The organism is Glycomyces sp. YM15, from assembly GCF_016918015.1.
Classification (GTDB): domain Bacteria; phylum Actinomycetota; class Actinomycetes; order Mycobacteriales; family Micromonosporaceae; genus Glycomyces.
This window is the reverse complement of record NZ_JAERMK010000043.1, coordinates 1-22,211: the sequence shown is the minus strand read 5'-3', so window position 1 is coordinate 22,211 and position 22,211 is coordinate 1. Positions and strand designations below refer to the sequence as shown.

Annotated in this window: 16 protein-coding genes; 12 read left to right on the top strand and 4 right to left on the bottom strand. The window is 70.2% G+C overall.

Annotated features, from left to right (window positions below; translation table 11 throughout):
* Together JHY01_RS28255 and JHY01_RS25520 are read left to right on the top strand one after the other, a co-directional pair.
* Window positions 1-146: RICIN domain-containing protein (locus JHY01_RS28255; protein WP_205328549.1), on the top strand; the 146-nt coding region annotated here is incomplete at its 5' end.
* 115 nt (window positions 147-261) lie between these two features.
* Entirely contained in the window at window positions 262-2,616 is a 2,355-nt protein-coding gene (locus JHY01_RS25520; RefSeq protein ID WP_205328548.1) for a glycosyl hydrolase 53 family protein, read from the top strand.
* Window positions 2,617-2,674: 58 nt separating this feature from the next.
* Here the strand turns inward: JHY01_RS25520 and JHY01_RS25515 are convergent, their stop codons facing one another.
* Window positions 2,675-3,430: an SDR family oxidoreductase gene (locus tag JHY01_RS25515; protein WP_307814583.1), complete on the bottom strand. Its 756-nt coding sequence runs from the start codon at window positions 3,428-3,430 to the stop codon at window positions 2,675-2,677.
* A gap of 2 nt (window positions 3,431-3,432) precedes the next feature.
* Entirely contained in the window at window positions 3,433-4,455 is a 1,023-nt protein-coding gene (locus tag JHY01_RS25510; RefSeq protein WP_205328546.1) for a zinc-binding dehydrogenase, read from the bottom strand.
* A 111-nt stretch (window positions 4,456-4,566) separates the two neighbouring features.
* Between JHY01_RS25510 and JHY01_RS25505 the strand changes: the two genes are divergently transcribed.
* The 3 genes from JHY01_RS25505 to JHY01_RS25495 all read left to right on the top strand — a co-directional run bounded on the left by JHY01_RS25505 (window position 4,567) and on the right by JHY01_RS25495 (window position 9,031).
* The gene (locus JHY01_RS25505; RefSeq protein ID WP_205328545.1) at window positions 4,567-5,577 is read left to right on the top strand and encodes a LacI family DNA-binding transcriptional regulator; all 1,011 of its coding nucleotides are present in this window, start codon (window positions 4,567-4,569) and stop codon (window positions 5,575-5,577) included.
* 128 nt (window positions 5,578-5,705) lie between these two features.
* Window positions 5,706-7,010, top strand: a complete 1,305-nt coding sequence (locus tag JHY01_RS25500) for an L-fuconate dehydratase (protein WP_205328544.1) — start codon at window positions 5,706-5,708, stop codon at window positions 7,008-7,010.
* A gap of 212 nt (window positions 7,011-7,222) precedes the next feature.
* Window positions 7,223-9,031 carry a family 43 glycosylhydrolase gene (locus tag JHY01_RS25495; RefSeq protein ID WP_205328543.1) on the top strand — a complete coding sequence of 603 codons (1,809 nt, stop codon included), beginning with the start codon at window positions 7,223-7,225 and terminating at the stop codon, window positions 9,029-9,031.
* A gap of 194 nt (window positions 9,032-9,225) precedes the next feature.
* Here JHY01_RS25495 and JHY01_RS25490 read toward each other — a convergent pair whose 3' ends face one another.
* Both JHY01_RS25490 and JHY01_RS25485 read right to left on the bottom strand, forming a co-directional pair.
* Window positions 9,226-10,539: a ricin-type beta-trefoil lectin domain protein gene (locus JHY01_RS25490; protein ID WP_205328542.1), complete on the bottom strand. Its 1,314-nt coding sequence runs from the start codon at window positions 10,537-10,539 to the stop codon at window positions 9,226-9,228.
* A gap of 254 nt (window positions 10,540-10,793) precedes the next feature.
* Entirely contained in the window at window positions 10,794-11,564 is a 771-nt protein-coding gene (locus JHY01_RS25485; protein WP_205328541.1) for a FadR/GntR family transcriptional regulator, read from the bottom strand.
* 138 nt (window positions 11,565-11,702) lie between these two features.
* Here JHY01_RS25485 and JHY01_RS25480 point away from each other — a divergent pair, with 138 nt between their 5' ends.
* The 7 genes from JHY01_RS25480 to JHY01_RS25450 all read left to right on the top strand — a co-directional run bounded on the left by JHY01_RS25480 (window position 11,703) and on the right by JHY01_RS25450 (window position 20,372).
* Window positions 11,703-12,968 (top strand): ABC transporter substrate-binding protein, encoded by a 1,266-nt coding sequence (locus JHY01_RS25480; protein ID WP_205328540.1) that lies wholly within the window; start codon window positions 11,703-11,705, stop codon window positions 12,966-12,968.
* Window positions 12,969-12,970: 2 nt separating this feature from the next.
* A complete protein-coding gene (locus tag JHY01_RS25475) occupies window positions 12,971-13,933 on the top strand; it encodes a carbohydrate ABC transporter permease (RefSeq protein ID WP_205328539.1) in 963 nt (320 codons plus the stop codon).
* Entirely contained in the window at window positions 13,933-14,760 is an 828-nt protein-coding gene (locus JHY01_RS25470) for a carbohydrate ABC transporter permease (RefSeq protein ID WP_205328538.1), read from the top strand. The genes JHY01_RS25475 and JHY01_RS25470 overlap by 1 nt, the downstream gene beginning before the upstream one ends.
* 1 nt (window position 14,761) lies before the next feature.
* Window positions 14,762-15,892 (top strand): mandelate racemase/muconate lactonizing enzyme family protein, encoded by a 1,131-nt coding sequence (locus JHY01_RS25465; RefSeq protein ID WP_205328537.1) that lies wholly within the window; start codon window positions 14,762-14,764, stop codon window positions 15,890-15,892.
* A 212-nt stretch (window positions 15,893-16,104) separates the two neighbouring features.
* Complete coding sequence (locus tag JHY01_RS25460; RefSeq protein ID WP_205328536.1) at window positions 16,105-18,519, top strand: RICIN domain-containing protein; 2,415 nt, start codon at window positions 16,105-16,107, stop codon at window positions 18,517-18,519.
* Window positions 18,520-18,717: 198 nt separating this feature from the next.
* Window positions 18,718-19,152: an RbsD/FucU family protein gene (locus tag JHY01_RS25455; protein WP_205328535.1), complete on the top strand. Its 435-nt coding sequence runs from the start codon at window positions 18,718-18,720 to the stop codon at window positions 19,150-19,152.
* Window positions 19,153-19,154: 2 nt separating this feature from the next.
* Complete coding sequence (locus JHY01_RS25450) at window positions 19,155-20,372, top strand: alpha-L-fucosidase (RefSeq protein ID WP_205328534.1); 1,218 nt, start codon at window positions 19,155-19,157, stop codon at window positions 20,370-20,372.
* The last annotated feature ends 1,839 nt before the right edge of the window (window positions 20,373-22,211 follow it).

The window sequence follows — 22,211 nt, the reverse complement described above, 5'->3', positions numbered from 1 at the left end:
ACGGCGGCGGCGTCGTCAGCATCATCAACCGCCAGTCCGGCCTCGCCATGGACGTCTGGGAGTACTCGAGCGCCGACGGCGCCCGCATCACCCAGTACACCTACACCGGCAACGACAACCAGCGCTTCGCCCGCCAGGCCGTCTGAGCGCCTGCCGAGTAACCGACACACGAGGCGGCGCCCGCGTCATGCGGGCGCCGCCTGCAGTGCGCCCCGATCGAACACGCAAGGAGCCATGATGCGAAATACCGGAAGGCGAAGGATGACGAGGACGACCGCGCTCGCGGCCGCGCTCGCGCTGGTGGGAGCGGGCGCCGGGGTCCTCGGGCCGCCCGACCCCGCCTCGGCCCTGTACGGGGAGGCGGAGATCAGGCCCATCGAGAGCAATCTGGCCGCGAAGCCGTGGGTGGAGGCGAGCGCCGCCAGCGGTGCGTCCACCGCCGCGTCGGCGGTCGACGAGGACCCCGCGACCGCTTGGCTGGCGACCGAGTCCGCGCCGGGGCAGTGGTTGCAGGTCGACCTGGGCGGCGCCTACGACAACCTCCGCAAAGTGCACGTGGCCTTCCCCGATCCCGGTGCCGTCTATCAGTACACGGTGGAGGCCTCGGCGGACGGTGCGGATTGGGAGGTCATCGCGGACCGTTCGGCCGATTCGACACCGGGCGCGGGCGGCGTGGACCTGTTCACGCTGCCCGGCACCAGGTTCGTACGGGTCACCGTCACCGGAGCCTCGCCCGGAGCGGCGGTCGGCGTCAGCGAGCTGCAGGTCTTCAACTACCTCCGGGACGACGTGATCCTGGGCGCCGACCTGTCCTGGATGGATGGATCGCAGAGCCGGGAGTACTGGGTGCATCCGCAGGCGGAGGACCGGGGCGCCGGTCCGCTGCTGCTGGACGTCATGGCCGACCGGGGCCTGGAGTACACGCGGCTGCGGGTGTTCAACGAACCGCGCAACGAGTCCACGGGCAATCTGAACCCCATCCCCTACCAGGGACCGGAACGCACGCTGCACTCGGCGCAGCAGGTCGCCGACCGCGGCCTCGGACTCGGCATCGACTTCCACTACGCCGACTCGTGGGCCGACCCGGGCAAGCAGCCCAAGCCGCGCGCCTGGGCCGAGCTGGAGTTCCCCGAGCTCACCGACGCGGTCTACGACTACACGTACGACTATGTGAGCCGGCTTGTGGCGCAGGGAACCGTGCCGGACAAGGTGGCGGTCGGCAACGAGATCGCGAACGGCTTCATGTGGGGCAGTGAAGCGGTCGGCGCACCGGCCACGGAGGCGGTGCACGCGGGCGCGAACCCCGCGTACTTCCGCGATCAGGCCGCGATCTACCAGTCGCAGCCCGGCGGCGGCATCCTGTGGCAGTACCGCTACTCCGAGGACCCGGCCGAACGCCAGCTGTACCTGGACTCGTGGGACCGGTTCACCACGCTGCTGGCGGCCGGGATCGCTGCGGTCCGCGACGCCTCGCCGCAGTCCGAAGTGGAGCTCCACTCGGTGGTCGGCCGGATCAGCGGCATGGGCAAGGCGGGCGAGTTCTGGGCGCAGCTGACGACCCGGCTGAGCGCCAAAGGCCAGGACTTCGACGTGCTCGGCCTCTCCTATTACCCCGAGCACCACGGCAGCCTCGCCCAGATGGAGGCGAACCTCCACACCCTCGCGACCACCTACCCGCAGTACAAGCTGGAGATCGCCGAGACCTCGTACCCGGCCACCGGCGGCGGCACACAACCGAACTCGGCGTTCCCCCGCACGGTCCAGGGCCAGGCCGACGCCATCCAGCACGTGTTCCAGATGGTCAACGACGTCGTCGGCAACCAGGGCGCCGGGGCGCTCCTGTGGGAGCCCGCCAACTGGCAGTCGATGTTCCGCTCCGTGCCTGGCATGACGAACACCTCCGAGCCCAACGCCTCGATCGACGTCTACAACCGAAGCCGCGCAACGCATGTCCTCGAAGACACCGTCTACGCCGCGGTCGAGACCGGCGGGACGCCCGCGCTGCCGGACACCGTCCGAATGCTGACCACCGCGGACGGGTCCGAGACGGCGGTGCCGGTCGAATGGAGCGAACCGCCGTCCACCGGCACCGCAGGCCGGGTCCGCGTCACTGGCACGACCGAGCACGGCGAGGTGACGGCGGTCGTCGACGTCGTCGACGAATACGCCGCGGTCGCGTGCGACGCGGAGGTGAGCGGCGCGCACTACGGGCCGCTCGCTGTCGCGTCGGGCACGACCTGCCTGGGCGAGGGCGTCCGCGTGTTCGGCCCGGTGAACGTGGCCGAAGGGGCCTCGCTGGTCGCTGACGGCGCCGCCGTCACCGGCCCCGTCTCGGCCACGGGCGCGGCGCTGGTGATGCTGTGCGGCACGCAGGTCACCGGTCCGGTGAGCCTCACGGGCGGCGCGTCGGTCACGGTGGGCGACCCGGTGCTGGGCTGCGACCCGAACCGGGTGCTCGGCCCGGTGACGGTGAACGATACGGCGGGATGGAACGTGATCGCCGGCAACGAGGTGTACGGTCCCCTGTCCTGCAGCGGGAACCAGCCCGCTCCGGTCGACAACGGCTTCGCGAACGAGTCGCGCGGCCCCAAGTCCGGGCAGTGCGGCTCGCTCTGAGCCGGTTGACAGCGCGCGGTCGGAGCCGGATCGATCCGGCCCCGACCGCGCGGCCGTTCTAGCGGCCCAGCCAGCCGCCGTCGACCGGGATGACCGCGCCCGAGACGTAGTCGGAGGCGGGACTGGCGAGGAAGACCGTCGCGCCCGCGAGGTCGCCGGGCCTGCCCCAGCGCCCGGCCGGGATGCGTTCGAGGATCGCCTTGGAGCGGTCCGGATCGTCCTGCAGCGCTTGGGTGTTGTCGGTGGCGATGTAGCCGGGCGCGATCGCGTTCACGGTGACGCCGCGCGAGGTCCACTCGTTCGCCAGCGCGCGGGTGAGACCGGCGATGCCGGATTTGGCGGCCGTGTAGCCGGGGACGTTGATGCCGCCTTGGAAGCTCAGGAGCGAGGCGGTGAAGACGATCTTGCCGCCGCCGCGTTCGAGCATGGAGCGGCCGACGGCGCGGGTGAGCGCGAACTGGCTGGTGAGGTTGACCTGGAGGACCTCGTCCCAGTACTCGTCGGAGTGCTCGGCCGCGGGGGCGCGGCGGATGGTCCCGGCGTTGTTGACGAGGATGTCGACCGGTTCGGCGGCAAGGGTTTCGGCGAGTTCGGCGACCTGTGCGGGGTCGTTGAAGTCGGCTCGGATGGCGCGGAAGGCGCGGCCGAGTGCGGTCACCCGCTGCTCGATCGCGGCGCCTTCGGGTTCAATGGTGGCGCTGACGCCGATGACGTCGGCTCCGGCGGCGGCGAGCGCTTCGGCCATGGCGAAACCGATGCCGCGCTTGGCGCCGGTGACGACGGCGAGTCGGCCGGTGAGGTCGAAGGGGTTCACGTTCACTCCTGTCCGGATTGGACGTCGATGAGGATCTTCATGCCCTCGCCGCCGGTGAGGGCGTCGAAGGCGGCCTGGACGTCGCGCAGGGGGACGGTCTTGGTGATGAGGGCGTCGGCGGGGATCGCGCCGGTGTCGAGGAGGGCGACGGCGGTGTCGAAGTCGTCGCGTTGGTAGACGCGGGCGCCGAGGAGGCGCAGTTCCCGCCAGAAGACCCGCTGCAGGTTGATGGGGCGGGGTTCGGGGTGGATGGCGACGACGACGAGGGTGCCGCGGACCTTGGCGTAGTCGACCGCGCCGAGGACGGCGGCTGCGGCGCCTGAGACTTCGAAGACGACGTCGGCGCCCGCGCCGCCGGTCCACTCCTCAACCCAGGAGGTGGTGTCCTCGCGGGGGTCGAGGACGGTGAAGCCGAGGTCGGCGATGGCCTTGCGGCGCCCCGGGTCGAGTTCGATCACGACGACGTCGCCGCCGAAGGAGCGGGCGACGGCGGCGATGAGGACGCCGATGGGGCCGCCGCCGATGACGACGGCCTTCTGGCCGGGTTCGAGCTCGGCGCGGCGCACGTCGTGGACGGCGACGGCGGTGGGTTCGACGAGGGCGGCGTGCCGGAGGGAGAGGCCGGCGGGGAGGCGGACGAGGAGGCCGGCGTCGACGTTCCAGCGGCCCTGGAGGGCGCCGGGCGAGTCGATGCCGACGAAGTCGAGGTTCTGGCAGATGTGGGCGTTCCCGGCGAGGCAGGCCGGGCAGGTGCCGTCCCAGGCGAGGGGCATGACGGTGACGGGGTCGCCGAGGGCCCAGCCTTCGACGCCGTCGCCGAGGGCGGCGATGGTGCCGCTCATCTCGTGGCCGATGACGGCGGGCGTGTCGACCCGGGCGTCCATGTGCCCGCTGAGGATGTGCAGGTCGGTGCCGCAGATGCCGTTGTAGGCCACGGCGATCTGCACTTGGCCGGGGCCGGGCGGGGAGGGTTCGGCCTCGCCGACCGTGATGGTCCGGTTTCCTGCGTAGTGTGCGGCGAGCACGGCTGCCTCCTCGGGGGACGGGTGCGGGTCGGTCGCCGATGAGGATCGCACACATCGCGCCAATGCGCAATCGTTTGCTCAGCGGCTGGACGGATGGGTGATACTGGAGCGGTGGCGAAACTCAGCGATGTGGCGGCCCGGGCGGGCGTCTCGGTGTCGGCGGTCTCCAGGGTGCTCTCCGGCGACCCTTCGGCGCGGCTCAGCGAGGCGACCCGGGAGCGGGTGCGCAAGGCCGCCGGCGAGGTCGGCTACCACCCGAACTTCGCGGGGCGGGCGCTGAAGCTCGCGCGCACCGATGTCCTGGCGCTCATCGTCCCTGACGTGACGAACTCACTGTTCGCCGAGCTCACTCGCGGGGTTGAGGACGAGGCGGTGGCGCGCGGCTGCGTCATGCTGCTGGCCCGCAGCGAGGACATGCAGCCGGGCGGGAGCTTGTTCGACCGGCTCCTGGGCGAGGGCCGGGTCGACGGCATCGTGCTGCAGCCGCGCGACGGCACCGATCCGGACGAGTTGGCGCAGTCCGTGGGCGAGCGGGCGCCGCTGGTGACGATCCATCAGCCGATTCCCGGCGCGAGTTCGGTGGTCGTGCCCGACGCGCTCGCGGCGCGCCGCGCGACCGAGCATCTGATCGCCTTGGGTCACCGCAGGATCGGGTTCGCCGGCGGTCTCGCCGGTTCGCCGACCGCGCGGCGGCGCGCGGCGGGGCACCTCGACGCGCTGGAGGAGGCCGGGCTCGAGCAGGACCCGCATCTGGTCACCTGGCGAGGCTACCGGGAGCAGGACGGGCGGGCCTCCACGGCGGAACTGCTCGCGCTGCCCGAGCGGCCCACCGCGATCGTGGCCGCGAACGTGAACGCGGCGGTCGGAGTGCTCGCGCAGGCCAGAGCCCAGGGTCTGGCCGTGCCCGAAGACCTCTCCGTGGTCGCGGTCCACGACGCGTGGACGGCCGGGCACACGTGGCCGCCGCTCACCTGCGTGCGGATGCCGCTCTACGAGCTCGGCCGCACCGCGGTGGCCGCGCTCGCCCACGTCATCGACGGCGGCGCGATCGAGCACCGCAGCGTGGAGGACCCGGAGCCGGTGCTCATCAGGCGCGAGTCGACCGCAGAACCGCGCGGCTGACGCTCCTCCCTCTCTTGCGCCCGGCGGCGGTCCCGGTTAAGGTCAACGCCTGATCAATCGTTTGCGCAAACGGCGGCCCCCGGCTCCGCGGTACGCCGCAGACCACCGACTGAACCGAGGAACTCCCCATGACCACCATCGAGGCCGTCGAGGCACACGATGTCCGCTTCCCCACCTCGCAGACCCTCGACGGCTCGGACGCGATGAACAAGGACGGCGACTACTCCGCCGCCTACGTCGTCATCCGGACCGACGACCCCGGGCTCGCCGGGTACGGCTTCACCTTCACCATCGGTCGCGGCAACGACATCGTCACCGCGGCCGCCCTCCACTGGGCCGTCAGATTGATCGGGCGCGACCTCGAGACCATCGTGAACGACCCGGGCGCGCTCTACCGCGAGCTCCAGTCCGACTCGCAGTACCGCTGGCTCGGCCCGGAGAAGGGCGTCGTCCACATCGCACTCGCCGCCGTCATGAACGCCGTGTGGGACCTCATCGCGCGCGCCGCGGGCAAGCCGCTGTGGCGGCTCCTCACCGACATGACACCCGAGCAGCTCGTGGACGCCGCCGACCTGCGCTATCTCTCCGATGCGCTCACTCGCGAAGAGGCCCTTGCCATCCTGCGCGACAAGGTCGACACCCGCGCCGAGCGCGTCGCCGAGCTCGAAGCCCGCGGCGGGTACCCGTGCTACACCACCAGCGCGGGCTGGCTCGGCTACAGCGACGACAAGCTCCGGCGGCTGCTCCAGGAGGCCGTCGACCAGGGCTACCGGCACGTCAAGCTCAAGGTCGGGGCCGACCTGGAGGAGGACCGGCGGCGCCTGCGGATCGCCCGCGAGGTCATCGGCTGGGACGCCAAGCTCATGATCGACGCGAACCAGGTGTGGGACGTGCCCGAGGCCATCGAGTGGGTCAAGTCCCTGGCCGAGTTCGAGCCGCACTGGATCGAGGAGCCCACCAGCCCCGACGACGTGCTCGGCCACGCCGCCGTCCGCCGCGCGGTGGCCCCGATCGGCGTCGCCACCGGCGAGCACGGCATGAACCGGGTCCTGTTCAAGCAGATGCTGCAGGCCGAGGCGCTCGACTACCTCCAGCTCGACTCGGCCCGGCTCGCCGGGGTCAACGAGATCCTCGCCGTCTACCTGCTGGCCGCGAAGTTCGGCGTGCCGGTCTGCCCGCACGCGGGCGGCGTGGGCCTGTGCGAGCTGGTGCAGCACCTGTCCGTGTTCGACTACGTGGCGGTCTCGGGCACGTTGGAGGACAGGGTGACCGAGTACGTGGACCACCTCCACGAGCACTTCACCGACCCGTGCCTGGTCGAGAACGGCAACTACCTGCTCCCGTCCCGGCCCGGCTACTCGGCCGAGATGCGCACCGCCTCGATCGAGGAGTACGCCTACCCCGACGGCCGCTACTGGAAGCACCGCGACTGAGGCGGGCCCGTGCGGGCGGACGGACTCCGGCCGCCCGCACGGCTTCGGATGGCGGGTGCCGGCGCCTCGGACATCGAACCATTTACATGCGTCCACACAATGGATACTCTGGCGTGGAGCCCTCTTGTTTTCGACCGATCCTCCGAACGTTTCGAGGGCTTCCGAGAATCCTGCGTGACACCTGTGGCGCGCGAGCGCCGGAGAGGTTCCCCATGAAGACCCCGCATCCGAGCCGCCGCCGCATCGCGGCGGCGCTGGCCGCCGTGTTCGCCGCGGCCCTGCTGAGCATCGCCGCCGATCCGTCGCCCGACCCGGCACAGGCCGACAACCCGATCATCCAGACCGTCTACACCGCCGACCCCGCGCCGCTGGTCCACAACGGACGCGTCTACCTCTACACCGGGCACGACGAGGACGGCTCGACCTGGTTCACCATGAAGGACTGGCGGGTCTGGTCCTCCGACGACATGGTCAACTGGACCGACCACGGCTCCCCGCTGAGCCTCGAGACCTTCAGCTGGGCACGACAGGACGCCTGGGCGGGCCAGGCGGTGGAGCGGGGCGGCAAGTTCTACTGGTACGTCCCGGTCATCAACGACGCCACGGGCAGGCCCGCCATCGGAGTGGCGGTCGCCGACAGCCCCACCGGTCCGTTCCGGGACGCCCTCGGGCACCCGCTGGTCCAGAACGGCGAGATCGACCCCTCGGTCTTCATCGACACCGACGGGCAGGCCTACCTGTATTGGGGCAACCCGAACCTGTGGTACGTGAAGCTCAACGCCGACATGATCTCCTACTCCGGCTCGGTGACCGAGATCCCGCTCACCACGCAGGGATTCGGGACGCGGCCGAACAGCACCGAGCGGCCGACCCTCTACGAGGAGGGGCCGTGGGTCTACAAGCGGGGCTCCTTGTACTACATGGTGTTCGCCGCGCAGTGCTGCTCCGAGCACATCGCCTATTCGACAGCGCCCGGACCGACCGGGCCGTGGACCTACCGGGGCACGGTCATGCCGACGCAGGGCTCCAGCTTCACCAACCACCCCGGGGTGATCGACTACAAGGGCGGCTCGTACTTCTTCTACCACAATGGAGCCCTGCCGGGCGGCGGCGGCTTCACCAGGTCCGTGGCCGTGGAGCAGTTCACCTACAACGCCGACGGCACGATCCCGCAGATCAACATGACCTCGGCCGGAGCGCCGCAGATCGGGACCCTCAACCCCTATGTGCGCCAGGAGGCCGAGACGATCGCCTGGGCGTCCGGGGTCGAGACCGAGCGCTCCGGCGAGGGCGGCATGAACGTCGGCTGGATCGAGAACGGCGACTGGATCAAGGTCAAGGGCGCGGCCTTCGGCACCGGTGCGAACCAGTTCACCGCCCGGGTCGCCTCGGCGACGAGCGGCGGCCGGATCGAGGTCCGGCTCGACGGGCCGAATGGTGCGCTCGTCGGCACCTGCACCGTCGGCGGCACCGGCGGCTGGCAGACCTGGACGAGCGTCTCCTGCCCCGTGGGCGGCGCGACCGGGACCCACGACCTGTACCTGAAGTTCACCGGCGGCAGCGGCTCCCTGTTCAACTTCGACTGGTGGCGCTTCGACGCGGGCGACACCACGCCGCCCACCGACCAGACCGGTGCACTGCGCGGCGTCGGTTCCGGACGCTGCCTGGACGTGCCGAACCAATCCACGACCGGCGGCACCCAGGTGCAGATCCGGGACTGCACCGGCGGCGCGGGGCAGCTGTGGACGTACACCGCCGAGCAGGAGCTGTCCGTCTACTCGGGAACGTCGCGGAGGTGCCTGGACGCTTCCGGAGGCGGCACCGCCAATGGCACGGCGGCGATCATCTGGTCGTGCCACGGCGAGGCGAACCAGCGGTGGACCTTGAACCCCGACGGCTCCATCGGCAACGCGCAGTCGGGCCTGTGCCTGGACGTATCGGGCGCGTCGACGGCGAACGGTGCGCTCGTGCAGCTGTGGACCTGCCACGGAGGGAGCAATCAGCAGTGGCAGTTCAGCTGAGGCTCTGACGCGAGCGGGCGGTCCGAGCGGCCGCCCGCTCGATCGTCCCTGCGCAACCGAGATGCAAGGCGGCGCGCTCACGGAGCGCGCCGCTGCGTCGATCGTCGCCAGAGGCGTCGCGCAATGCGGACGGGCCTCCCGCGAAGGAGGCCCGTCCGGTTATGCGCGGTGCTGAGGACGCACCGGTTCGAAGGTCAGCTCAGGGACCAGGTCTGGCTCGAGGAGCCGTTGCACGAGGCCAGGACCACCCCCGTGCCGTTGCCGGTCCCGTTGTTGACGGTGCCCAGGCACAGCCCCGACTGGACGCCGGTGATGGTGCCGTTCGAGTTCAGGTTCCACTGCTGGTTGGTGCCGCCGTGGCAGTCCCAGATGATGGTCCGCGTGCCGGGCGAGGTGCTCGCGCCCTCGGCGTCGAGGCATTTGCCGCCGTAGACGGTGAGCCGCTTCGAGGTCGTGTCGTACACCCACTGCTGGTTCGCGCCGGTGTGGCAGTCCCACAGCTGGACCGTCGCGCCGTTCGACTGCGACTGGGCCGAGACGTCGAGGCAGCGGTTCGCGCCGGTGTTCTTCACCTGGTCGGTCTCGGCGGGCGGAGTGGAGGAGAACTGGCTGATGAACTGCCAGACCTCGCCCTTGACCCAGCTGCGGGCGCCGCTCTCGCAGCCGGTGCAGCCGTCGACCGGGCCCTGCTGGTGCCCGCCGTCGAACGCGGCCCACTGGACCGGGAACCCGGCACGGCACGAGTAGGTGGTGGTGATGTGGGTGCCGCTGCCCGAGGCGGGTTCGCTCGGACTCATCGACGCGCAGCCGTTGTTGGCCACGAACCGGTCGCGCATCGCGCGGGCGTTGGGCATGCTGTCGGTGACGCCCTGGATGCCGAAGTACGCCACGGAACCCGAGCCGCCGCTGCAGCCGCTCACCGGTCCGGGGACGGCGATGGCGATGACCGCGCGGAACACGTTCGGCCGCGCGCACGCCAGCGCGTAGCTCATGGCCCCGCCGTAGCTGAAGCCCAAGGAGAACCGCTGCGACTCGTCGACGCACAGGTCGGCCTCGATGCGGCGGATCATGTCGTCGAAGAAGACGACGTCGATGCCGTTCGAGTTGGCCCAGGCGTTGTTCTGGCCCTGCGGGGCGACGAAGATCGCGGAGCCGTTCGACAGGGCGTCGAGTCCGTAGTGGGCGTAGACGGCGCCGTCGCTGCCGCCGCCGGCGACCTGCTCGGCCGTGCCGCCCCACCAGTGGTTGCCGAAGATCAGCTTGTGGGGCTTGGTGTTGTCGTAGCCGTTGGGGATCTTGAGGATGAAGCTGCGGTTCTGGCCGCTGCTCTGGATGGTGTGGGTGCCGCTGTTGAGGGTCGGGGCCTTGCCGCAGCCGGAGCTGGCGGCGACGCCCACGTCGGCGGTGGTCGCCGCGGGTTCGTCGGCGGCCTGCGCCGTAGCGCCCGCGGACAGCACCATCAATGCTGTGGCCGCGAGGCACGCGAGGACGGTTCTGAATCTCGACATCAGGGGAAACTCCTTGGGTTCGGGCTCGTCCGAGCCCGCACTGACTACCGGCGACGCATGAGAGGTCCATTGCGGAGGCGCGATCCTCCCGGAGACTGGAATCGCTCCCAAGTAAAGCCGGATCGGATCGTACGAAGCCTTGAATATTGATGCCAGTCTATATAGATTGGATCAATGCAGTCAATACCAGGCGAGTTTCAGATCTTTGTCACGCGATGTCCTTGCAGGTGAGGGCGATACATCGGATCTCCGCGTCAGCGCGCGAGCCGGTCCGGATCGCCCGTCGCTCCCCGGCGGACGAGCCAGGCCTCCGTGATGTGGGCGAACATCGCCTCGGCGGCGCCCTCGGGGTCGCGGGCCGCGATGCGCTCGAAGATGCGGCGATGTCCCCGGTTCGAGGCCTCGCACATCGAGCGCTCGCTCCGGCCCATGTACCGGGCGGTGTTGATGACCTGGCCCTCGAGCGAGCGGACGACGGCGCGGGCGATGCGGTTGCCCGAGGCGCGCATGACGGTGTCATGGAAGGCCCGGTCATGCTCGTGATAGGACTCCGGGTCATCCACCAGGGCGTCCATCTGGTCGACGAGCTCGCGCATCCGGGCGAGGGCGTCCTCGTCGGCGACCCGGGCGGCCACATCGGCCATGTCCGATTCGAGGAGGCGGCGGGTGACGACGAGGTCGTCGAGGATCCCGAGGGTCGCATCGTCATCGATGGTCGCGGCGAGCACCAGTTCGTCGAGCAGGTTCCACGAGGTCGAGGGCAGCACCGCGGTGCCCGAGCCCTGCCGGATCTGCACCAGGCCCTTCTCCTGCAAGACCTTCACGGCCTCTCGGATCACGGTGCGGCTCACCGAGAACGTCGCGCAGAGCGCGTGTTCGGCCGGAAGCGCGGACCCGGGCGGGTAGTCGCCGCGCACGACCCGCCGCACCAGCTCCTCCGTGACGGCCTTCGCCAGGTTGGCGGGCCGACGCGACCACGCCGGGGGGACGAGCTCCTCCGCGGTCGGGCGCTGCACTGCCGTCATCGGTCCTCCGTCCGCCGCCTTCAGGTCGCCGCCCAGTATACGTCATCACTCCATTGACGTAAGACGTCATACGAGTTACGTTTACTGGCGACCGTGCGAGCCGGACCCCCCGGCACCCCCTACGGAGAGTGATCTGCGATGAAGCGACGAGCACTGTGGTCGACCGCCCTGATAGCGCCCCTCGCGCTGTACGGATGCGGCAGCGCCGCCGGACCGGACTCCGGAGGCGGAGGCGGTGACACCCTCGTGGTCTGGGACTGGAAGTCGGGCGACGCGACGGCCGAGTCCTATATCGGGCAGGCGAAGGCCGACTTCGCCGAGAAGCACCCCGACGTCGAGGTCGAGTTCGTGGCGCAGCCCTTCGACCAGTACTACAACCTGCTCGGCACCGCGATCCAGTCCGGTGAAGGACCCGACGTGATGCTCTTCAACGGCGGCGGGCAGCTGCGCGACCGCACCGATGCCCTGCTCCCGCTCGAGGACTACCTCGCCGAGGACATGGAGCGCCTGGCCGGTTGGGAGGCGTTCACCGCCGACGGCCACGTCTACGCCGCGCCCGTCACGCTGCAGGGCCACCCGATCTACTACAACAAGGCGCTGTACGAGGCGGCCGGACTCGACCCCGAGGCCCCCGCCGACACCTGGGACGCGTTCGTCGCCGACTGCGAGCGGCTGACCGAGGCCACCGGCGCCGACTGCTTCGCCTTGGGGAACAAGGAGGGCATCGGGATCCAGTTCTTCCTCTCCGGGATCGGCCCGGGTGTGCTCACCCCCGCGGAGTACGACGCGTGGATCGCCGGTGAACGGGACTGGACCGCCCCCGGCGTACAGCGGATCTTCGAGCTGTGGGTCGAGGCCGAGCAGTCCGGGCTCAACAACGACGGCGTCAACTCCACCGCGATGTTCAACGACGAGTTCGCGATCTTCGACGCGGGCGAGGCCGCCCACGTCATCGGCCTCATGTCCGATGTGGGCCACTGGAAGGACTTCGGCGAGTTCCTCGGCGCCGAGAACGTCGGGGTCATGCCCGCCCCGCTCGTCAACCCCGAAGCCGCGCCGAGCCTGCCGTACGACGGCGGCATCGGCTACGGCGTCGCCGAGTGGACCGAGGACCCCGAGCTCGCGGCCGACCTCGTCCGCTCGCTCTCCTCCACGAAGGCGCTCGAGGCCTTCTACGCCGACGCGGGCGCGATCGCCGCCGACACCACGATCGACGCCTCCGGCGCGGGACCGGCCACGGCGGCCATCGTCGCCGAGCTCCCGACCGGGAAACCCGCGCTGCACGTGGCCCTCTCCGCCGAGACCCTCGAACTCATGGGACGCCTGTCCCAGCAGCTCCTCAGCGGATCGGTCACCGTCGAAGACGCGCTGTCCCAGCTCGCCGAGAGCGACCAGGCGGGCTAGCGATGCCGACCACCGCCACGCCGCTGCGGACGCCCGTCCGCGCCCGCAGCGGCACCCCGACACCGCGGCGCCGCGTGAGATCCGGGCGCGGCGCCGCGGGCACGTCCCGCTCCGAACGCCTCGCGCCGTATCTGCTCGTCGCGCCCGCGGTGCTCATCATCGGCGTGTTCCGCCTGTACCCCTTGGCACTCGGCGTGAACTTCTCGTTCACGGGGGACGGCGAGCGCAACGGGCAGGCCGTCGGGCTGGACAACTACACCGTGCTGTTCGACGATCCGCTGTTCATCGCGTCCATGCGGAACGTGGGTCTGCTCGTGCTGCTCCTGCCGGTGGCCGTGGCGATCCCGGGGCTGCTCGCGACCTTCATCTACCTGCGCGTGCCGGGGCACCGGGTGTACCGGAGCGTCTACTTCTTCCCCGCCGTGCTCTCCCCGGTGATCATCGGCGCGATCTTCAACCTGCTCCTGGCCTTCGACGGCCCCGCCAACGCCCTGCTGGGCGCCGTGGGCCTCGGGCCCGTCGACTGGCTCGGCGACCCCGACGTCGCGATGTACGCGGTCGTGGGCGTCCACATCTGGGCGACCTTCGGCATGGCCCTCGTGGTGTTCCTCGCCGGATTCGCCACATTGGACGCCTCGCTCATCGACGCGGCCCGCGTCGACGGCGCCTCGCTGCCGAAGGTGGTGCGGCACGTGATCGTCCCCGGGCTCTCGCGCACCATCCAGTTCGTCGTCGTCACCACCATGATCGGGATGCTCACCTCGATGTTCGGCCTGCTGTACGTGATGACCGGCGGCGGCCCGGAGGGCTCGACCTACCTGCCCGAGTACTACATCTGGTTCCAGCAGGGCCAGATGGGGCGCCCGGCCCTCGCCTCCGCCGCGTCCACAGTGCTCTTCGGGGTGATGCTCGTCGTCGGGCTCGCCCAGATCGCGGTCCTGCGCCGCGCCGGGAGGGAGGACTGATGTCGCCGCTCAGAGCGGGCCGGTGGCTCGCCGCGATCCCCATGGCCGCGTTGGCGATAGCCACGGTGTACCCGCTGGTGTTCACCGCCAACGTCGCCATGAAGACCCGGCACGAATACGTGCTCGACCGCTTCGCGCCCGCCGAGGGCCTGCGATGGGAGGCCTTCGCCACGGCCTGGAGCAGCGCCGACATGGGCCGGTACCTCGCCAACTCGCTCATCGTCGTCACCGGAGCGGTCGCACTGCTGCTGCTCTTCGGGTCGATGGCCGGTTTCGCCTTGAGCCAGTTGCGGTTCCGCGGGTCGAGGCTGCTGTTCCTCGCCTGCCTCTCGGCGCTGTTCATCCCGTTCCAGGTCATCATGGTGCCGCTCGCGCGCATCATGGGGCAGACCGGGCTCATCGACACCCACCCGGGGCTGGTCCTCGCCTACACGGCGCAGTTCCTGCCGTTCACGGTGTTCCTGATGACCAGCTACTACAGCGGCATCCCGCCCGAGATCATCGACGCCGCCCGCATCGACGGCAACTCGGTGTACGGGGTCTACGGCCGGATCATGCTGCCGCTCGGGCGGCCCGCGCTGCTCTCGGTGGGCATCCTCAACGCGCTGTTCTGCTGGAACGACGTGCTCATCGCGCTGCTCCTGATGCCCTCGGCCGAGCACCGCACCCTCATGGTCGGGGTCACCTCGCTGCGCGGCCAGTACTCCGCCGACATCCCCACGTTCGCCGGAGGCGTGCTCATCGCCGCCGTCCCGGTGCTCGTGCTCTATCTCTGCTTCCAGCGCCAGATCACGGCCGGCGTCACCGCCGGCGCCACGAAGGGATGACATGCGGATCACCGGTTACCGCACGCTGACGACGATCCAGGAATGGGCGCGGCCCGTCGGCGACGCCAACGGCGTCTTCGCGGACGGCGTCACCACCGTCCCGATCGTCCTGGTGGACACCGACGAAGGCCTCACCGGCGTCGGGATCGGTTCGCACGCCGAGATCGAAGGCGTCTTCACCGCCGTCGAAGGCGAGGACCCGCGCAGTGCGCCCACGCTGTACGACCGGATGCTGCGGCACGCCTTCAAAGCCGGGCACGGCGGCGCCGTGTTCGCCACGATCGGCGCGCTCGACACCGCCCTGTGGGACCTCAAGGCGCAGGCGGCGGACGAGCCGCTGTGGCGCCTCCTCGGCGGCCGCGACCGAGTCGTTCCCGCCTACGCTTCCGGGCTCGACATCGGACTGGGCGACGAGGATCTCGCGGCGGCCTACCGGGTCTACGCCGATCGCGGCCTGCGGGCGGCCAAACTCAAAGGCGGCCTCGACGTGGCGGATGACCGGCGGCGGCTCGTCCTGGTACGGGACGTGCTGTCCGAGGCGGGCGGCGGGCGGCCCGGCCTCATGCTCGACGCGAACGAGACCTGGTCGCGCAAGCAGGCCGTGCGCCATGTGCGCGAACTCGAGCGCACTGTGGACCTCGCATGGGTCGAGGAGCCGGTGCGGCGCTGGGACGCCGAGGGCCACGCGGCGGTGCAGCAGGGCGTGAGCGCCGCGGTGGCGAGCGGTGAGAACCTCACCGGGATCGAGCAGTTCCGCCCGCTCCTCAAGGCGGGCGGGATCGACATCGTCCAGACGTCCGCGGTCGGCGGCGTCACCCACTTCCTGCGGGTCGCCGCACTCGCCCACGCCTTCGACCTGCCGGTGAGCCCGATCGGCAACATCCCGGTCGGGCTGCTGCACGCCGCCACCGCCGTGCCCAACCACCTCGTCAGCGAGCTGCAGGACCTGCGGCCGCCCGTCGGCGTCACCGCCGACCTCGACATCGAGGACGGCGCGTTCGTCCTCGGCGACACTCCCGGCCTGGGTCTCACAGTCCATACGGGAGTGATTTCCGAGCTCGGTCGCAGGCCGGGCCCGCCGGACCCGGCCGGGCCGGGCGTCCGGCCCCAGCGAGCCGGACTGCGCTGGTGAACGGCCGAGCCGTTCGCGACCGAACTGACCGCCACTAGACCCGAGCCGATCCCCGACCCGCCGGCGACCAGCGGACCGCGAGGCACCGCCCGCCGACCGGCGAGTCCCCACCCATAAATATCGATGAATGTGCACTGATGAATTGATGGTGCGGCGCACTGATGAACAGGCAGTGCGGCAACCGCCTCGCCGACACTGGAAAGGAAAACGCCATGCGGAACCCACCCCCCAGGCGCCTTCGCCCGCCCGCCCTCGCGGCAGCTCTCCTCCTCGCGGTCGCCGGAGCCCTCGTCGGCCTCGGCGCTTCCCCGGCACACGCCCAGACCCAGCACGCGATCTACGTCTCCCCCACCGGTGACGACAGCGGCTCCGGAACCGCTACGCAGCCGCTCAAGACCCTGACCGAGGCGCAACGGCGCGCCAGGGAGGCCGCCGCCATCGGCGACGCCGACGTCGCCGTCAACCTCCTCGACGGGACCTTCCGGCTCGACGCGCCCCTGCGGTTCGACGCGAGCGACTCCGGTCGCAACGGCCACACCGTGACCTGGCAGGCCGCGGACGGAGCGGACCCGGTCGTGTCCGGGTCGCGGGCCGTCACCGGCTGGGTCCTCGACGACCCCGCCACGGGCATCTACCGGGCCGGCGTCGGCACCGGCTTCGACACCCGGCAGCTCTACGTGGACGGCGTCCTGGCCAAACGCGCCGAGATGAGCCTGTCCCCCACGGACATCGAACTCAACGCGAGCGGGTTCACCATCCGGAACTCGAACCTCGACTGGCTCTCGACGCTGCCCGACCAGCGGCGCCTCGAACTGCGGGCGCACCTGACGTGGACCACCCGGATCACCCCGGTGGACGCCATCTCCGGCACGACCGTGACGATGCGGCAGCCCGCCTGGAACAACAACACCTACGGCTGGGACACGATCCAGAGCCCGTTCGTGGGCCCGAAGTTCTTCCTCGCGAACTCCAAGCGCTTCCTCGATCAGGCCGGTGAGTGGTTCCTCGACGCGAACACCGGGACGCTGTACTACAAGCCGCTCCAAGGCCAGAACATGGCGAACACCAGCGTCGAAATGCCGCGGCTCCAATCCCTGGTCCAGGTCGGCGGCACCTACGACCAGCCGGTCCACGACCTCCGGTTCGAAGGGCTGACCTTCACCGGCACGTCCTGGCTGCACCCCAACTCGTCCGACGGCTACGCGAACCAGCAGACCGGCACGTTCATGACCGGCGTCCAGACGCACCGGCCCGCCGACGCGTTCACCAGCTGCGCCCGCGGCTGCCGCGGCTTCGAGGGCTCCCGCAACGGCTGGTCGCAGACCCCCGGCGCGGTCCAGGTCTCGGCGGCCGAGCGCATCGCGTTCGAGGGCAACACCTTCGTCAACCTCGGCTCGATCGCCCTGGGCATCGGCAACGACGCGAACGCCCACGCCTCAGGCGTCGGCCTCGGCGCGCACGACATCACCGTCCTCGGCAACACCTTCACCGAGAGCTCCGGCGGCGGCGTCGCGGTCGGCGGGGTCCGCCCCGACGCGCACCACCCCTCGGACCCGCGCATGATCAACCGCGACATCCGGATCGGGAACAACAGCATCTACAGCACGGCGCTCGACTACCTCGACAACGACGCCATCCTGGCCACCTACGCCACCCGGCTCACGATCGACCACAACTACATCGCCGACATGCCCTACAGCGGCATCGGCGTCGGATACGGCTGGGGCGCCAACGACCCCGGCGGCAGCCAGGAGTACATCAACCGCGGGCTCTACGACTTCCAACCGATCTACACCACGCCCACGACCCTCACCGACGTCCACATCGACAACAACCACCTGGTCGACACCGTGAACACCCTGTGGGACGCGGGCTGCATCTACACGCTCTCGGCCCAGCCGAACAGCACCATGAGGGGGAACTTCTGCGACAGGACCGGCCAGCTCGGCATGTACTTCGACGAAGGCTCCCGCTACATCGCCGCGACCGGCAACGTCATGATGAACACGGCCGGGCAGTGGGCTCACGCGAACATTCAAGGGGGCCACAACACCGGGAACCTGACCCTCACCGGGAACTACTCGACCAGTTCGTCGATCACCGGGATCACCAACGGCGACCGCGGCAACACCGTCCAGAACAACACGGTCTTCTCCACCGGCAGCATTCCCGCGGGGGCTCGCCAGATCATGGACGCCGCCGGGCCGACCGACGACTCGGGCCCGACCCCGACCTCGGGCCAGCTGCGCGGCACGGCCTCGAACCGGTGCCTGGACGTGCCGAACCAGTCGACGACCAACGGCACGCAGGTGCAGATCTACGACTGCTGGAACGGCACGAACCAGCAGTGGACCTACACCGCCACAGGGGAACTGAGCGTGTACTCCGGTACTTCGCGCAAGTGCCTCGACGCCTCGGGCGGCGGGACCGCGAACGGGACCGCGGCCATCATCTGGTCGTGCCACGGCGGAACCAACCAGAAGTGGGACCTGCGCGCCGACGGTTCGGTGGTGAACCGGCAGTCGGGGCTGTGCCTGGACGTGTCCGGGGCCTCGACCGCCAACGGCGCCCTGGTGCACCTCTGGTCGTGCCACGGCGGCACGAACCAGCAGTGGCGACTCGGCTGAGCGCGGCTTGACCGAGGACGGCGCGGCCCGCAAGGGCCGCGCCGTTCGCGCATACCTCCGATGTCAACTGAGGGCATAAGCGGCATATACGGACCTGATCGCGCTGCGGCACGATGTCGTCTCGTAAAGATCAGATGTATCTTGTTCAAGGTCGATGTGCGGCACGCTCGGAGGCCGAGCGACCACTGAAAGGTAAGCATGCTGACATACCCGCTCATACATCCGCCGCTCCTCGCGGCGCTGGCCTCGGCAGGCCACGGCTCGCGGATCCTCATCGCCGACGGGCACTTCCCGTGCTCGACGCATGCCAACCCCGCCGCGGCGATGATCCACCTCAACCTCCGCCCGGGCCTGCTCACGGGCGACCAGGTGCTCGAGACGCTGCTCGACGCGGTGGCGATCGAACACGCGGCCGTGATGGCCTCCGACGGCGCGCCCGTGCCCGCCCACGACGACTACCGAACGGCGCTCGGCGAAGCGGTCCCGCTCGAGGCGGTGGAGCGGTTCGCGTTCTACGACCTCGCACGGGCAGGCGACGTCGCCGTCGTCATCGCCACCGGCGACCAGCGCCAATGGTCGAACCTGCTGCTCACGATCGGCGTGGTCGGCGTGACACCTCGAAAGGACCACTGAATATGGCTGGGACACACCGTGACCGGCTTCCCGAATGGGCGCGGGAGGCGAGCCTCGGGATCTTCATCCACTGGGGACCGTATTCGGTCCCGGCCTGGGCCGAAGTCGACAACACGTTCGGCGAGGGCGAACCCGAAGGCGGGTGGTTCAAGCACAACTCGTACGCCGAGTGGTACGCCAACACCATCCGCATCGAGGGCTCGCTGGCCGCCGCCCACCACGCCGAGGTCTACGGCTCGGCGCCGTACGAGGACTTCCTGGACCAGTGGCGGGCTGAGGCGTACGATCCTGCCGCGTGGGCGAAGCTGTTCCGCGAGTTGGGAGCCGACTACGTCGTCCCGGTGACGAAGCACCATGACGGTGTGACGCTGTGGGACGCGCCGGGCAGCGAAGGCTGCAATACGGTCGATCGCGGGCCGAAGCAGGATCTGCTTTCCTCGCTCGCGGCGGCCGTCCGGGCGGAGGGGATGCGCTTCGGCGTGTACTACTCCGGGGGGCTCGACTGGAAGGCCGCTCCGACGGCGCCGCTCGTGTTCGGCGACGACCTCCACCGCACCCGGCCCGATGACGCCGAATACGCCGCCTATGCGACCGCGCAGGTCCGCGACCTGATCGACCGGTACGCGCCTTCGGTGCTGTGGAACGACATCGAATGGCCGGACGCCGGCAAGGAGGACGGCTCGCTGTTCGAGCTCATCGACCACTACCGCGCCGTCGTGCCCGACGGCATCGTCAACGACCGCTGGGGCGCCGACGTCTGGGACTACCGCACGAGCGAGTACTCCCAGTTCGCGCAGCACGAGACCGGCTCCGGTTGGGAGCACAACCGGGGGCTCGGACGCTCCTTCGGCTACAACCGGGTCGAGGACGAGGCGCTGACGCTCAGCCCGCGCGAGCTCGCGAAGCACTACGCGGACGTGATCGCCCGGGGCGGGCGCCTGCTCCTCAACGTCGGACCCGACGCTTCGGGGCGCATCCCCGACGTCCAGTTGCGGACGCTGAACGGCGTCGCCGGTTGGATGACCTCGATCAAGCCGTACACAGTGGACAGGAGTGTCACCGCCGAGGCGGCGACCGTCGCGGCCGCGGAGGACAACTGGCACCGGACCTGGATCAGCGGGGGCAGACTCGTCGTCGTCGCGGACGACCCGGAGTCCGTCCGGATCACCGGGACCGCTCGCGAGGTCGTCCCGATCGCGCTCCCCGGCGGGGACCGCTGAGAGCGTAATTGGTCCCGATTCGGTGCACCGGGTCGGTCGAGCGAGTCTCATCCGAGGCTCGCTCGTCTGGCTAGGTACGACGAGCGCGAACGGGCTGGTTGCCCCGGCGCTCTCGCCGACCAGCGGTGGGCGCTCATCGAACCGGTCGTCACCGCCTGGCGTGTGCCGGTGCCGGGGACCGGGCGCGGCCTGCCCGACCCCGACCCCGAGCACGAGCTTCGCCGCATCGTGGACGCGGTCCTGAACGCGAACCGCACCGGCCGCCGACGGGCCTACCTCCCACACGACTTCCCCCCTGACAGAGGGCCTACCGGTGCGGAGTGGGTTGCGCTCAAACCTGGCAGCGACGAAAAGGCGTGTGGCGGGGTGGGGCCGGCTGCCGGAGCTCGGGTCAGATGGGCGGGCGGGGCGGGCGGTGACACGCCCGAGAGCGGGGTGCGAAGGCGCGGTTCGGTTGCGGCCCAGTCAGTTCGGAGCGGAACATGAGGATGTTCTCCACCTGTGGGTGATGACAGTCGGGGGCTGCATGGGGGACAATTGAGGTACGTACAGGGACAGGAAACTTGTACAGGTGTCGGGGTAGGTGTAAGCAGACTACGACAAGCCTCTGGCCGATCCGACAAACCGACTTGTTTCGAGGCGACGACCCCGCAAGCCAGGGTGCTCCTCCACTGGAGGCGTCCGATCTCACCCCCGTGCCATCGCCCGCAGCTGTCCGCGCCCCCGATGGGCCGTGACTGGGTGGACGATCCTAGTTGGGATCACCCCAACCAGCAGGCGATGCCGTACACGACGGCACTCGCGGTCCGAGCACGACCCGTCAGCGTCAGCGGTGAGGCCACACCGAGCGAATAGAGGACTCGGTACGGCGACACCGCAAGCACGTCCATGGCGAGCACCACCTCCGCCCCGGCAGCGCCGCGCCCGCAAGCCCGCGCGACTGCAGGACGGACCCCGAGGAACGGCAAGCGATCCTCGGGAGGCGAACCCGCCACCGGCATCCACCGGGCAAGCCACCGGCATCCACCGGGAGGCCGCACCACTTCCTCAGGGACGGCAGGCACCAGCACCTGTCCCTGGCAGAAACGGCGCGCGGCCAGGCGAAAGCCGAAGGGCCGGAACCGGAAGCCGAAGCAAGACCAGCAAGACCAGCAGGGCCAGCAGGGCCAGCAGGGCCAGCAGGGCCAGCAGGGCCAGCGAGGGAAGCAAGCGGAGCAGCGGGAAGGAGGCGACAGGCACATGGGGACCACGACCATGCACACGAACACGGACACGGACACGATCATGTCCGGGCCGATCCCGTCGACTGCCAGCTCCCTTGTCGCCGACCACCCGGTCGCTGCGGCATCCGGACGGACCCACCCGGCCCTGCCGGAAGCGACCACCGGCCCCGCTTCGGCGACACACCCCCAGACCACCTCCCACCCTTCCCTCGCTGCCGGTTTGCACCTCGCTCCAAAGACGACCCCGGCCCCGGACACGCAGCCCGACCCCAACCCCACCCAGCCCGACCGGAACCGACCACCAGCCCCACCCCGGCAACACACCACCAGACCACCGCCCACCACACCATCGCCGCCGGTTTGAAGCCGGACCGAAACGTCGCCCGGCCCCGGACACCAAGCCCACGGCGCCACCCGGCCGCCACCGCCACAGCGGCACCGCCGCCACCGGCGTCGTGAGCGACACGAGCGCGCCGCTCCAGCAACAGCGGGGCTTACCCCTTTGGTGTTGACACCGTCCTATGCGGCGAGGGCGAGGCTAGCCTGCCGCTGTTCGTAGTCGATCGGTGAGATCTGGCCCAGAGACGAGTGTCTCCGGGTCGTGTTGTAATCGGTG